The sequence below is a fragment of the uncultured Pseudomonas sp. genome (assembly GCF_943846705.1).
In the GTDB taxonomy this organism is placed as follows: Bacteria; Pseudomonadota; Gammaproteobacteria; order Pseudomonadales; family Pseudomonadaceae; genus Aquipseudomonas.
The window spans coordinates 1,440,881-1,454,657 of the sequence record NZ_OX044366.1; the positions used below are offsets into that span (position 1 = coordinate 1,440,881).

Annotated in this window: 9 protein-coding genes; 1 reads left to right on the forward strand and 8 read right to left on the reverse strand. The window is 61.6% G+C overall.

Going from position 1 to position 13,777, the window contains the following annotated elements:
• Nucleotides 1-32: 32 nt before the first annotated feature.
• Nucleotides 33-938, reverse strand: coding sequence for a D-alanyl-D-alanine endopeptidase (gene pbpG, locus Q0V31_RS06895; protein WP_298186049.1), 906 nt, complete (start codon nt 936-938; stop codon nt 33-35).
• Between the two features lie 141 nt (nt 939-1,079).
• Here pbpG and chrA point away from each other — a divergent pair, with 141 nt between their 5' ends.
• The gene (chrA, locus tag Q0V31_RS06900) at nt 1,080-2,423 is read left to right on the forward strand and encodes a chromate efflux transporter (protein ID WP_298186052.1); all 1,344 of its coding nucleotides are present in this window, start codon (nt 1,080-1,082) and stop codon (nt 2,421-2,423) included.
• A gap of 123 nt (nt 2,424-2,546) precedes the next feature.
• On the opposite strand, the gene Q0V31_RS06905 is transcribed toward chrA, so the two are convergent.
• The 7 genes from Q0V31_RS06905 to Q0V31_RS06935 all read right to left on the reverse strand — a co-directional run bounded on the left by Q0V31_RS06905 (nt 2,547) and on the right by Q0V31_RS06935 (nt 13,772).
• A complete protein-coding gene (locus Q0V31_RS06905; RefSeq protein ID WP_298186054.1) occupies nt 2,547-3,893 on the reverse strand; it encodes a glutamine synthetase family protein in 1,347 nt (448 codons plus the stop codon).
• 170 nt (nt 3,894-4,063) lie between these two features.
• The gene (locus tag Q0V31_RS06910) at nt 4,064-4,621 is read right to left on the reverse strand and encodes an XRE family transcriptional regulator (protein WP_298186058.1); all 558 of its coding nucleotides are present in this window, start codon (nt 4,619-4,621) and stop codon (nt 4,064-4,066) included.
• A gap of 14 nt (nt 4,622-4,635) precedes the next feature.
• On the reverse strand, nt 4,636-5,925 hold the full coding sequence (locus Q0V31_RS06915) for an FAD-binding oxidoreductase (RefSeq protein WP_298186061.1): 1,290 nt from the start codon (nt 5,923-5,925) through the stop codon (nt 4,636-4,638).
• A gap of 169 nt (nt 5,926-6,094) precedes the next feature.
• Nucleotides 6,095-7,747 carry a diguanylate cyclase gene (locus Q0V31_RS06920; protein ID WP_298186064.1) on the reverse strand — a complete coding sequence of 551 codons (1,653 nt, stop codon included), beginning with the start codon at nt 7,745-7,747 and terminating at the stop codon, nt 6,095-6,097.
• The gene (locus tag Q0V31_RS06925) at nt 7,740-8,126 is read right to left on the reverse strand and encodes a response regulator (RefSeq protein WP_298186067.1); all 387 of its coding nucleotides are present in this window, start codon (nt 8,124-8,126) and stop codon (nt 7,740-7,742) included. Before Q0V31_RS06925 ends, Q0V31_RS06920 begins: the two co-directional genes overlap by 8 nt.
• Nucleotides 8,119-12,600, reverse strand: coding sequence for a PAS domain S-box protein (locus Q0V31_RS06930; RefSeq protein ID WP_298186069.1), 4,482 nt, complete (start codon nt 12,598-12,600; stop codon nt 8,119-8,121). Before Q0V31_RS06930 ends, Q0V31_RS06925 begins: the two co-directional genes overlap by 8 nt.
• 38 nt (nt 12,601-12,638) lie before the next feature.
• Nucleotides 12,639-13,772, reverse strand: coding sequence for an HDOD domain-containing protein (locus Q0V31_RS06935; protein WP_298186071.1), 1,134 nt, complete (start codon nt 13,770-13,772; stop codon nt 12,639-12,641).
• Between the last annotated feature and the right edge of the window lie 5 nt (nt 13,773-13,777).

Consider the following 13,777-nt stretch of genomic DNA (forward strand, 5'->3'; position numbering starts at 1 on the left):
GGAACGGTTCCGGGCCTCCTTTGCCTGATGGCTTACTGCGCGGCCTGGGCCTTACGCTGCGCTAATTTCTGCTGGCGGTAGCTGATGGCGGCGGGTGGCACGGCGGTGACGATGCCGGTTTCCAACCAGCGCTTGAGGCGATTGGCGTCGGCCATGTGGGTGTATTTGCCGAAGGCGTCCAGCACCACGAACGCCACGGGCCGCTTATCCATCACGGTATTCATCACCAGGCAACGGCCGGCTTCACCGGTGTAGCCGGTCTTGCTCAGCTGCACGCTCCAGCCGGGCTTGCGCACCAGGTTGTTGGTGTTACGAAAGCCCAGGGTGTAGTTGGGCTTGCGGAACGCCTGGGTCTTTTCCGAAGTGGTGGTGAATTGGCGAATCAGCGGGTATTGGTTCGCGGCCTTGAGCATTAGCACCAGATCGCGGGCGCTGGAGACGTTGTGCTCGGACAGCCCGGTGGGCTCGACGAAGCGTGAATGAGTCATGCCCAGGGCTTTGGCCTTGGCATTCATCGCCGCAACAAAGGCGCCGTGGCCGCCTGGATAGTGGTGCGCCAGGCTCGACGCCGCACGGTTTTCCGAGGCCATCAGGGCCAGCAGCAACATGTCGCGGCGGCTCAGCTCGCTGCCTATGCGCACGCGGGAGAACACCCCACGCATTTCCTGGGTGTCACGGATCATGATCGGCAGCTGCTGATCCAGCGGTAGCTTGGCGTCGAGGGTGACCATGGCGGTCATCAGCTTGGTCACCGAGGCGATTGGTACCACACTGTCGGCGTTGCGCTCGTAGAGCACCTGATTGGTTTGCAGGTCGACCAGCAGGGCGCTGCCGGCGGCCAGTTCCTGTTGCTTGGGGGCGGCGGCCTGGGTATTCGAGGCAACTACAACGCAGCTGCAAATCAGCAGCAGGTTTACGAGCGAATGGCGAATGTTCACAGAGGGCTTCACGGGCAGGTTAAGGGAGGGCGCAGCGTTGCCAAGTATACGGAAATCCGCGCCTGGGCTTGCGTGCGGCCGAGTTAAATTGTCACCCAGGCGCGCTATAGTGCGACCGCGTTTATTGCCGTGAGTTGTCCCATGCCCGAGTCATCTGCACACACTAGGCCGCCAGTCGTCAGCCTGCGCGAGGCCTTTTGGTTCTGGCTGAAGCTCGGTCTGATCAGCTTCGGCGGGCCGGCTGGGCAGATCGCGATCATGCACCAGGAACTGGTGGAGAAGCGCCGCTGGCTGTCCGAGCGGCGTTTTTTGCACGCCCTGAACTACTGCATGTTACTACCGGGGCCGGAGGCGCAGCAGCTGGCAACCTATATCGGCTGGTTGTTGCACCGCACCTGGGGCGGGGTGCTGGCCGGGGTGCTGTTTGTGTTGCCGTCGCTGTTTATCCTGATCGGCCTGTCCTGGCTGTATATCGCTTTTGGCGATGTGCCGTTGGTGGCGGGGATCTTCTATGGGATTAAACCGGCGGTCACCGCGATTGTCATGCAGGCCGCCTGGCGCATCGGCTCACGGGCGCTGCAGAACAATTGGCTGTGGGGCATTGCCGGGGCGTCCTTTGTGGCGATTTTCGCCTTCAACCTGCCATTCCCGCTGATCGTCTTGAGCGCCGCGCTGCTCGGCTACCTCGGTGGCAGGTTTTTGCCCGAACAGTTCAGCTTGGGCGGTGGGCATGCGGCGCAGGAGACGTCTTATGGCCCGGCGTTGATTGACGACGACAGCCCGCCCGCCGCGCACACGCGCTTTCGCGCTTCACGCCTGGCGCTGTTGCTGTTGGTCGGGGCATTGCTCTGGCTGCTGCCGATGGGCTTGCTGACAGCGCTGTATGGCTGGGATGGCACCCTGACGCAGATGGCCTGGTTCTTTACCAAGGCGGCGCTGCTGACCTTTGGCGGCGCTTATGCGGTGCTGCCTTACGTCTATCAGGGGGCGATCGGCTACTACGGCTGGCTGACGCCGACCCAAATGATTGATGGCTTGGCGTTGGGCGAAAGTACGCCGGGGCCGCTGATTATGGTGGTGGCCTTTGTCGCGTTTGTCGGCGCGTACCTGCAGCCGGTGTTCGGCGGTGATTCGGGGTTTGTCAGCGGCGCAGTGGCGGCGGCGCTGGTTACCTGGTTCACCTTCCTGCCGTCGTTTCTGTTCATCCTCGCCGGCGGGCCGCTGGTGGAATCGACCCATGGCGAGCTGAAATTCACCGCGCCGCTGACCGCGATTACCGCCGCCGTGGTCGGGGTGATCCTCAATCTGGCGCTGTTTTTTGCCTACCACGTGCTTTGGCCGCAGGGCTATGCAGGCACCTTCGATTGGCCGTCGGCGCTAATCGCAGCTGCGGCGGCGCTAGCCTTGTTGCGCTTTAAGCGTGGGGTGATGGAAGTGCTGCTGGTGTCGGCCTTGGCCGGGTTGGCGGTTTTTCTGCTGCGTTGAAGCATGACGGTTCACAAAAATCCGCCCCGTAGGGTGGGTTACGCGACGCACCTAGAGCCACTGCGCCTGGGTGCGTGGAGCATGGCGTCGCTAACCCACCTTACGAATTTGCATATGTATGGCTCACATAAACCAGCGGTACTCCCGCGCACTGACTTCTTGCATAAAGGCCAGGTGATCCTGGCGTTTGTTCTCGCAGTAGACCATGACAAATTCGCTGCCCAGGCCTTGGTTGACCACGGGATGGTCGCGCATGGCACTGACGGCACCGAGCATGTCCTGGGGGAAGTCGATGCCGCTGCTGCGGTCGTCGTTGAGCGGTGCAATCGGTTCCTTGGCGGCATCCAGGCCATGTTCCATACCGACCAGGATGGCGGCCAGTACCAGATACGGGTTGGCATCGGCGCCGGCCAGGCGGTGTTCGATGCGCAGGTTCTTGCCATCCGATTCGGGAATGCGGATGCACGCATCACGGTCTTCAAAGCCCCAGCTGGCGCGGCTGGCGGCGTTGACCATGGCGCCGTAACGGCGGAAGGCGTTGTGGTTGGCGGCGAAGATCGGCATGCAATGCGGTAGCAGTTCCAGGCAGCCGGCCACGGCATGGCGCATCGGCCGCTGCTCGTCGGCGGCCAGCAGGTTGTTGCCGGCGTCGTCATACAGGCTGACGTGCACGTGCATGCCGCTGCCCGGTGCGTGCAGGTAGGGCTTGCTCATAAAGCTGGCGCGCTGGCCGTGTTTGAGCGCCACACCACGGGTGCTGCGGCAGAACAGGGCGGCCCAGTCGGCGGCGCGCAAGCCGTCGTCACAGTGGCCGAAGTTGATCTCGAACTGGCCCGGACCGAGTTCGGCGGTGATCACGTTGGCGTCGACACCCTGCTCATTGGCGGCATCGACAATCTCGTGCAGCACGTCGGCGAAGCGTGACAGGCGCTCAATGTGCATATTCGGCTGGTCGTCTTCGTCGCCGCACAGCGGGTCGCGGGGGAACTGCGGTAGGCCGTCTTGCAACTTGCGGTCGAACAGGTAGAACTCCAGTTCGAAGGCCACCACCGGGCGAATGCCTCGCGCGGCCAGGCGCTTGAGCACACGGGCGAGGACTTCGCGCGGTTCGAATTCGATCGGTGCTGCGGTGCCGTCCGAGCTGATCAGCATCTGTCCCAGCGGCTGACTTTCCCAGCGCACCGGTTTCAGCGTGCCGGGGATCAGGCGGCGCGGTGCGTCGGGGTCACCGTCGTTGAAGCAGTAATCACCAATCGGGTACAGGCCACCCTGTACACCCAGCAGCACACAGTTCTGCGGGATTTTCAGCGGGCCGCCAGCGGCAACTTTTTCCAGCATGTCGATGGGGTAGCGCTTGCCGTAGAAATGCCCAGGAATGTCCAGGCTGATCAGGTCGACGTAACGCACCTCAGGGTGCGCGGCGCGGAACGCGCGAACTTCACTTATTAGGTCGGGAAATGCTGTGTTCATGTTTTGCTCTTGCTCTCATAGATACTAAGAAAATTCGGATCAAAACCGTCACGAGCGAAGGTCAGGCAAGGCGAAAGCAGGCGAGGGCGCGGAGTTTACAAGTAGTAAATGAGCAGTCCGAGCCTGCTTTCAACGCAGCATGGCCGAGCGCAGTAGGTTTTGGCCGAATTTCAGGTGAAGACCCAGAGGACTCGCGTTGGTTGGTCGGAGAGGTTGGCGTAACGGAACTGCGCATGCGGCGGCAGTTGGAAGCTGTCATTCGGGCCCAGGGTGACTGGCTCGGCGTTTTCGCCGTACCAAAGCGTCAGTTCGCCTTCGAGGACGAAGCCGCCTTGCTCGGAGCTGTCATTCAGGTGGCCTTCACCGCTGGTGGCGCCGGGATGCAGGTGGCTTTCGAGCATCGAGAAGCCGCCGGCCATGGTCGGCGAGGCCAATACATCGGTAATGCCGCCGGCGTAATACAGGGTGCGGCGCTCACCGGGGCGGGTGACCCACGGCACTTCACGCGGCTTGCTCAGGCTGTAGAAGTAAGTGGTCGGCACGCCCAGGGTTTCGCTGATGGCGGTAAGGTCGGCCACGGTGGGCCGCGATAGGCCACGCTCGACCTGGGAGAGAAACCCCACCGAACGATCAATGCGCGCGGCCAACTCACCCAAGGTGAGGTTCTTATGCTTGCGCAGATCGCGGATCAGGATTGCCAGACCTTCGATTTCTTCCTGCATGTCCATGGCTTTGCCTCTGTTCAAATGACGTCGCGCAGCCGATACCAGGCCTTGCCGAGCGCTTCGATCGGCGCAGCGAGCAGGTCGCCGCCGGGGAAGCGTGGGTTGCTCAGGCCCTGATACAGCTCAAGCAGCTCGCTGTCGCCGAGAATCGCATCGCTGACCGCACGGGCCGCCGTCAGCGTCGGCAGGATGCCGTGGCCGGAGAAACCTTGCAGCCAGTACTTCTGCCCCTGCTGACCGACATCCGGCGTGCGGTGCATGGTGCAGTCGATATGCCCGCCCCAGCCGTAGTCGATCTGCACCCCGCGCAGTTGCGGAAATACCCGCTCCAGATACGGCCGGGTGGCTGCGGGTACATCCTTGGGGATGCCGCCCAGGTAGGTGCAGCCACCGCCGAACAGTAAGCGATTGTCCGGAGTGACGCGGAAGTAGTCCGGCACAAACTGGTTGTCGATGGCGCAGGTGCCACGCGGGAACAGCGACTGGGCCAGCTGCGGATCGAGTGGCGCGGTGGCGACTTGATAGGAGCCGACCGGCAGCAGGCGCTTCGCCAGTTGTGGGTCGAGCTTGTCGATATAGGCGTTGCAGGCCATCACCAGCACATCGCTGCGCACTTCGCCGTGCTCGCTGCGCGCGACATAACCACCTGCAGTTTCGCGGTATTCCAGCGCCTTGGTTTGTTCAAAAATCTTCCCGCCGGCCGCCTCAATGGCTGTTGCCAGGCCCTGGGCCAGTTTCAGCGGGTTGAGGTGGGCGGCACCTGCGTCGTGCAGTGCGGCCAGGTAGCGCGGGCTGGCGATCCACTGCGGCAGTTGTTCTTTGTCGATCCAGCTTAGCTGCGTGTAGCCGTATTTCTGCTCGGCTTCTTCGAGGCTCTCCCGCAGTTGCTTAACGCGGCGCGGCAGTACGGCGGTGTAGATCGCGCCGGTGCGGTAATCGATATCGAAGTTGTGGCGCTCGGGCAGCTCGCGCATCTCCGTGGCGGCCCAGGTCATGCTGTCCCACAGGCGGCGGGCGCGTTCCAGGCCGAGGGCTTTCTCGAACGGTGGCATGTCGCACGACCAGCCCGGCAGCGCCTGGCCGCCGTTGCGCCCGGACGCGGCCCACGCCAGGCGACTGGCCTCTAGCAGCACCACTTTTTTGCCGGCGAGGGCCAGACGCAGCGCCGTGTGCAAGCCGCTGAAACCGCCGCCGATGATCAATACATCGCACTGCAACGGCTCCTGCAGGCGCGCACGCAACGGGATTAGCCCCGGGTAGGTGCCGGCATAGTAGGTGCTGATGTGCTGGGCGGATTGTTTGAACATGGCGCGCCTCATGAAATTTTATTTTAATAATTTCATGAAAATCTACGCTATAAATTTCATAAAGCCAAGTGCAGACGTCAGCTTGCAGCTCAGGCGTCATGCTCAGCCGAGCTCGACGCTTGCCTGCATGGCGCTGTGGGCACAGCGCCGCAGCCCCTGCTGGCGGCGTTTAACGCACCTGGTTACGACCACCGTGTTTGGCCGCATAAAGCGCCTGGTCGGCTTTCTCCAGCAGTTCGCTGGCGTTGCTTGAGACGGCTTCAGTCGAGGCGATGCCGGCGCTTAGGGTGACTGAGAACTCGCTGTCACCGGCGATAAACTTCAACTCGGCGAAGCGCATGCGAATTTCATCGATAACCCGCAGGGCTTGCTCGGCTGGGCAGTCGGGCAGCACCACGAGGAATTCCTCGCCGCCATAGCGGCCCAGGCTGTCGATCCGGCGCAGGCGCTGGCGCAGCAAATTAGCCAGGGCGCGGATCACGTTATCGCCGGCGGCATGGCCATAGCTGTCGTTGACCTTCTTGAAGAAGTCGATATCCAGCATGCCCACGCTGGCGGGTTTACCGCTGCGCACCGCACGCTCCAGTTCGACGGCGGCTTGCTCCTTGATGTCCGCGTGTTTGAGCAGGCCGGTCAGGCTGTCGCGTGACAGCGCGTTGCTCAGCAGGCGGGCGCGTTGGGCGCGGGAGAAGACGGCGGTGACCAAGGCATTATCAGAAATCGGCTTGGTGACAAAGTCATCACCGGCCTTGATCAGGGCATCCATCTGCCGGGTGATATCGGTTTCCGCTGACAGGTAGATGATCGGCACGCGCAGCCAGTCGTCGTCCATGCGGATGATCTGCGCCAGCTCAGGGCCGGTACAGCCAGGCATGTTGACGTCCAGCAAGATGACTTCAGGGTTGAAGGAGCGCATCCGGGTAAAGATTTCGGCGGGCTCATGCAGCATCTCTACCAGCATGTTGGCACCGCGCAGAATCAGGCTGAAACGGCTGGCCAATTCGCGGTCATCGTCGATGATCAACACCCGATAAGGTTCACCTTGCTGCTGGGAGAAGCAGCGTTCCAGGCGGTTTTCCAGCTGCGGGATGTCCACCGGTTTGGTGAAGAAGCCCATCGCGCCGACACGCACGGCCTCCAGATGGGTGGCGAAGTCGTCCTGGGTGGTGATCACCAGCAGCGGCAGTGGCTCCTGCAAGCGCTCTTGCAGTTCGGCTGCGTATTGCAGGCCGGTGAGGCTTTCCTCGGGCAGATTGACGTCGACGATCAGCGCGTCCGGCAATTGCAGCTGCAAGGCGGCATCCAGGTCGGCGATGCGCGAGAAGTGTTCCGCCTGATAGCCGAAGTTATTCAGCGTCTGACGCATGTTTTCGCCAATCGCCAGCTGATCTTCGAGTATGTAAATGCGCTGTTCAGTCTGCGCTGGTTTGCCCGCTGAGACCGTTTGCGCTGCTGGCGCTTGCTCGGGGTCGGCCTGGAACACCTGCTGCGCCAGTTCCTGCAGGCTGCGGCTGAAGTCCTGCAAGCTTTGCTGTTCTTGTTGCAGGGTTTGCAGCCAATGATTGGCTTCCTGTTCCAGCTCGCGGGCACGTTTGCCCAGGCTGCTGTAACCGAAGGTGCCGGAAGCACCGGCGAGCTTGTGCAGTTGGTCGCGTAAGGTCTGCAAATAGTGCTGCTGTTCCTGCGGGTCAGCGGCGCGCAGAAGCTGCTCGGCGTTTTGCCCCAGAGCCGGCAGTTCCTCCTGCAGGCGCAGGGCAAAGTCTTTGCTCAATTGTTGCAGGTGCTGCTGCAGTTCAGCGGCGGCGTGCTTGCCTTTACTCATGCGCTTGGCTCCAGATTTTGCGCACCTGTGCGGCCAGCTGCATTGGGTCAAAAGGTTTGATGATCACGTCGCGGGCACCGAGGCTGCGGTAATGGGCGATCTCTGCCGGCTGTACCTTGGCGGTCATAAAGGCCACCGGCACCCGGTTGATGTCGATCAGTCGGGCGATGCGCAGCAAGGTTTGCGGGCCGTCCATGTCCGGCATCATCACATCCAGCAGGATAAAGTCCGGGGCAAAGCCCTGCAATTGGTCGAGGGCATCTTGGCCGCAGGCGCAGCTGAGTACCTGAAAGCCACCTACAGCCTCGAGGGCCAGCTTGGCCACGGCCTGGATCGATGGATCGTCTTCCACGTGCAGGATGCGTTGTAGGTCAGGCAAGTCTGTTGTCCTCGGGGCGTGATGCGGGTACCGGCGTCGCCTCTTGGGCCAGATTAGTCAGTTCGAACCAGAAAGTCGCGCCTTTACCCAGGCTGGACTCGAAACCAATCAGACCATCCATGCGCTCAATGATTTCCTTGCTGATCGCCAGGCCAAGGCCGGTACCGCCTTTTTGCCGGGTGTCGGTGGCATCTGCCTGGGAGAACTTACTAAACATCCGCGCCTGGAAATTCTCCGGCACTCCGGGACCATGGTCGGTCACGCTGACGCGGACTCGTTCGCGGTGCTCATCCACGTGGATATTTACGGTGCTGCCACGGGGAGAGAACTTCGAGGCGTTCGACAGCAGGTTGGCGAGCACCTGAGCCAGGCGCAGCTTATCGACCCGCACCCGCGCGACGGTGGGCGGGCCTTGCAGCTTGAGTTGCACCTGGTAGTGGCTGGCATACGGCTGGTTTTCTTCGATGGCCTGCTCCAGCAGCGGTTGCAGCGCTTCATCGTGCAGCGCGAAGAGCATCTTGCCGGCCACTAGTTTGTCCATGTCGAGCAGGTCGTTGATCAGCAGGTTGAGGCGCTGGCTATTGTCTTCGGCGATTTGCAGCATCTGCTGAATGGCGGCAGGCACTTCACCCAGCGCGCCGCCGTTAATCAGGCCCAGCGAGCCGGCGATGGCGGTGAGCGGTGTGCGCAGCTCATGGCTGACGGTGGAGACGAACTCACTCTTCATCCGCTCGATGCGTTTGCGCTCTTCGATATCACGGATTACCGCAATAAAACGCCGTTCGCCCTGATAGCTGATCTGCGAGACGGCCAGCTCGACGGTGAAGGATTCGCCGTTGCGGCGCATGGCGGTCAGCTCGATATCCTTGCCGAGCATCTGTTGAATGCCGGTTTTTAAGAAGTGGCTGATATAGCGGGCGCGCATCGAGCGTTGTGGTTCCGGTAGCAGCAGGGTGGCGCGATGCCCGGAAACTTCCAGGTGGCTGTAGCCGAAGATGCGCTCGGCGGCGTGGTTGAAGGTTTCGATATAGCCTTGCTGGTCGATGGTGATGATCGCGTCGAGGACGTTGTCGAGCAGGGTGCGCAGGTAGTCCTCGCGTTCGCGAATGGCCATTTCGGTGGCGATGCGTTCGCTGAAGTCTTGAATCTGCGATACGAAATGCACGGGTTGGCCGTTGCTGTCGCGCACCAGCGATACGCTGAGCAAGGCCCAGATGATTCGCCCCTGGCTGTCCAGGTAGCGTTTCTCCATCTCATAGGTATTGACCTCACCGGCCAGCAGCTCTTCGATGTTTTGCAGGTCCGTATTCAGGTCGTCAGGGTGGGTGAGTTGCTGGAAGTCTTTGCTTAGCAGCTGTTCGCGGCTATAGCCGAGCATGTCGCAGAGCTGATCGTTAACTTCCATCCACTGGCCTTGCAGAGACACCAAGGCCATGCCCTGAGGCGCAGTGCTGAATGCGTTACTGAAGCGCTGCTGGCTCACCTGCAGTTGGTCCTCTACGGCTTTGCGGTCGCTGATGTCCCAGATAAACCCGGAGATCCACAGCAGTTGGCCATGGCTGTTGAACTCGCCACGGCCCTTTTCCCTGACCCAGACGCTGTGGCCATCGGCATGCTGCAGCCGGTAGGTCAGCTCGAAGGACTCCTGGCGTTCGATGGCTGTTATGGCGCTGTAGGTAATAGACAGGTCGTCGGGGTGCACCACGCTGGCATAGCTGCGCACACGGTTGTTGATAAAGTCGGAGGCGGGGTAGCCACTGAGATTGAAAATTTCCTCACTCAGGTAGCTCATGGTCCAGTCGGCATCGTTGCGGCAGCGGTATACCGCCCCCGGCAGATTGGAGACCATGCCGCGGAAGCGACTCTCGCTCTTTTGCAGGGCACGGGTGGCTTGATGCAAATCGTTAATGTTGCTGGCGATACCCAAGTAGCCGCTGATAGCGCCCTGATTGTCGCGCATGGCACTGAAGGTGAGGTTGACGATGCACGCTTCGCCATTCTTGCGCACATAGGTCCACTGGCGGGTTTCCGGACCGCCCTTGCTGGGTATGTAGGTGAGGACTTCAAAGCCGCTGACCTCGCGGCCTTCCGCGCTGCTGAGTTGAATGCCGCGGGCCTGGATTTCTTCTGCCCGGTGGAACAGCGCTGGGCTGTGTTGGCCAATGACATCGGTGCTGTTATAGCCCAACAGGCGTTCTGCACCGGAGTTGAACAGGGTGATCAGGCCCTGGGTGTCTGTGGTGATGATCGACACGCCGGTGGCCGAATCGAGTACCGCTTGCAGAAAGCGCCGCGCCTCAAGGGTTTGTTCTTCGTGGCGCAAGCGTTCCAGGGTGGCACCAACCCAGCGGGCAAACAGGCGCAGGAACTCTTTGTCAGCTTCATCGAAGCCTGAGCTGCGTGCCTCACTGGCGGCATAACACAGAGTGCCGAAGCGCTGACCGGCGACCCAGATGCTGGTGCCGATATAGCTTTCCAAGGCAAATAGCGGGTAGCAGGGGTGCGCGGCATATTCACTCTCGCCCATGCTCGTAATGGCCAGTACGTCATGACCATGCAGGGCGATGCTGCAGTAGGTGTCGCCCAGGGTGAAGCACTGGTCGTCCTGCAAGCTATCGGGCGGCGACACGTGCACCATCACGCGGTACGTCTGGGCCTCGATCTGGCTGATGATGCCGATTGGCATGTCATAGAACTGTGCGCCCAATTGCAGAGCCTGACGCAGTTGCTCTTTAGTGCCCAGCTTGGGCAGTGCGGCAATTTCGTTGAGCACGCGCAGAGCCGCCTGCTGTCGCTGCATACGTTGCTGGGCCAGCTCGCGTTGGCGGTCGCGGCGCAGCGCGTCAAACAACTGGCCCAGGGTAGCCAGGAGCGGCTGCAACTGGGTGATGAAATCGGCGCTGTAGCCGCCTTCGCGGTTGGCCAGGCCGAGCATGCCGAGCAGCTCGCCGTTGGCGTGAATCGGCAGGCCGGCAAACGCTAATAGCGGCGGGTGCCCCGGGGGTAGGCCCGCGCTGTTTGGGTGGTTGCTCGGGTCGTTAGTGATCAGCGCCTGGCCGCTGCGGATCACCTGGCCGAACAGGTTATCGAGGTTGCGAAATTCCAGGCCCTGTGCGGCATGGCTGGCATAGAAGGCGCGGGTGTCTGCGTTCCAGGCGATATTGCTGATGGCAAAGGTGCGTAGGTACCGCGCCCCCGCCTGGTCTTGGAGAATTTCACCGACAAAACCAAACTGGCTGGCGCTGACTTCAAGAATGCGGGTGAGCAAGGTGTCGAAGGCTTCGCGCTGGTTGTCTGCGTTGATGTACGCGGCCTGCGTCTCGGTGATCAGCGCCAGCAGTTGGCGCGATTCTTCGGTTTGCTGATTTTGCTTTTGTAAGTCGGCGTTGTGCCGGCGCATCAGCCTTTGGCTGCTGTGCCGGGTGGCCTGCAGCAGCAATAGCAGCAGCGCTTCGGCGGCGAGCCAGGCCAGCAGCCACTTGCCTACCAGCCAACGCTGCTCGTGTTGGTGCTGTTGGTAGAGTGAACTGATATCGCGCCAGGTCAGGGCCAGTACGGGGCTGGCGCTGTTACTCGCGGCGGATTGATAGTCACTTAAGTGCACTTGGTTGAGCAGGTAAGTGCGCTCCTGATCCTCCAGCAGCTTAAAGGTGCCGCCCGCTTCTGGAGCTGGCAGCAGGTGCTGCGCTTGCCAGTTCTGTACCTGTACCTGGGAAAACCCCGCCAGATGCCAGTAATCAGGCCCGGTAATGGCAACGTTTTGCACGTCATTGCTGCTGCCTGGCGCACGTAGCGAACGCTTGAGCAGCAGAGCAACCCCAGCATCCAGCTCGTGATCCAGCTGCTGCAGGTTGCTCAGTACATCGAGGCTAACCTCCAGCGCGCCGACGCTGACCGGCCCCTCACGACCTTCCACCTGGAGTGGCACGATGGCGCGCATGCTCAGGTTTTTACCGCTCGCCACCAGGCCGGCCGCCGTTGAGGCCTGGCGCAGGCTGTCGAGCAGCATGGGTCGCTGCGGTGTCGGTTGGTCGCCAAACCACTGCGGCTTGTGCACCCGCAGCAGTACGTCGGCGGCTGGGGCTAGATGCACACTCAGGGTGAACGGGCGGATGTTTTGCAGGCTGCGCCAGCGTGGGGCGAGGCGGGTATAGAGCTGGTTACGAATGAAACTAAGGCTTTGTATATTGCCCGGCTCGCTGCTCTGCAACGCATGGGCCTGGCGCAGCAGATCAACCAGCCAGGCATCGGCGGCGATGGTTTCGGCGAGCAATTGTGCCTGTTGTTGCAGCTCCTGTTGGCTGTTGCGCAGGGTCAGGCTTTGCAGTTCATGCTGCTTGGCGATTTGCAGGTTCCACAGGGCTTGCTGCTGATTCAGGGCAAGGCCGCCAAGCCCGCTAAAAAAAATCGCCAAACCGAGGCTGCCGAGGCCGACAATCCAGTGGATGGCGCTGAGCCTGGTCTGCTTAGCCATCAATCAGCCCCGCCCACTCGTGCACGAAATAACCGCATTCAGGCCAGGCCCGCCAGTCTGCGCAAACGTGCCTGCTCGGTGTCGTCGGGGTTGCTGTTGAGTTCGCAGGCGGCCAAGCGCATGAGGATATTCTCGCGTTTGACGTTACTGCTCGGCAGGCCATAGCACGCACCGATCAACTCGCGCAGGTGCATGGGCAAGTGCCACTGGGCCTTGATGCTGATGGCAAAGGGGCCGCTGAACTGGTCGAGGGCCTGCATGACTTGCTCTTCGCTGAAGCTCTGGCCACTGTCTTGCCACACCTGCGCCTGGTACAGCACGCACAATTCGCCCATGCGGTGCAGTAACGCGGCGCAGTGAAACGGTGCCGGGTCCAAGGCACATTGGCGGGCGAGGCTGGTGCTGCGCTCGATCAATTGTTCGGTGCTGTCCAGGTGCGCCTGGGCAAACATGCTCAGCAGTGGGTTCTCCAGTGCGCTGGAGTGACGCAGTGCCAGGCCCATGGCCAGGTTGAGGCTGTTGTTGGCGCCCAGTTTTTGCAGGGCTTCGAGCAGGTTGGCGCAGGGCTTGCCAACTGGGTTGTAGGCGCTGCTATTGGCGACGCTAAGCAGGCGGGCACTGAGCGCGGGGTCATGTTGCCATTCACTGGCCAACTCGCGCAGATCGATTTGCTCGCCTTTGAAACTTTGCATGAGGCGATCGCGAACATGCGCCTTGAGCGGTAATTGCAGCTCGCTACTGGGCAGGCTGTGCAGGTGCGCGAGCAGGTCGTGTTGGGCCGCACTGGCCTGTGCGGGTGGCTCATCAGTCTCTGGCGGTAACAGGGTTTCCAGGCTGGCGGCAACATGCGCGGCTTGAAACGGCTTGCTGATAAACGCGTTGATCTTCAAGGCACGCACGGCCAGTACGCTGGCGCGGTCGGAGCGGCCGGTGATCACTACCAGCGGCGTGCTGCTGTTGTCGTGACGAACCTGTTCCAGCAAGCGGGTGCCGGGGCCGTCCGGCAGGTTCCAGTCGCTGATGATCAAATCAGCCGGGCGTTGCTGCCACTCCTGCAGGGCGGCGCTGACGTTGTCCAGGCATACCACCTGGCAAGCAGGGCGCAGACTGAGGACGATCTGTTTGAGCAGGTCGGCGATCCAACTGTCGTCTTCAAGAATCATTACGAGCATGGGTT

Bases quoted from the DNA above. Each gene is read 5' to 3' on its own strand.
- Q0V31_RS06930 (WP_298186069.1), bottom strand. From the start codon at position 12,600: ATGGCTAAGCAGACCAGGCTCAGCGCCATCCACTGGATTGTCGGCCTC.
- Q0V31_RS06905 (WP_298186054.1), bottom strand. From the start codon at position 3,893: ATGAACACAGCATTTCCCGACCTAATAAGTGAAGTTCGCGCGTTCCGC.
- chrA (WP_298186052.1), top strand. From the start codon at position 1,080: ATGCCCGAGTCATCTGCACACACTAGGCCGCCAGTCGTCAGCCTGCGC.
- Q0V31_RS06935 (WP_298186071.1), bottom strand. From the start codon at position 13,772: ATGCTCGTAATGATTCTTGAAGACGACAGTTGGATCGCCGACCTGCTC.
- Q0V31_RS06920 (WP_298186064.1), bottom strand. From the start codon at position 7,747: ATGAGTAAAGGCAAGCACGCCGCCGCTGAACTGCAGCAGCACCTGCAA.
- Q0V31_RS06910 (WP_298186058.1), bottom strand. From the start codon at position 4,621: ATGGACATGCAGGAAGAAATCGAAGGTCTGGCAATCCTGATCCGCGAT.
- Q0V31_RS06915 (WP_298186061.1), bottom strand. From the start codon at position 5,925: ATGTTCAAACAATCCGCCCAGCACATCAGCACCTACTATGCCGGCACC.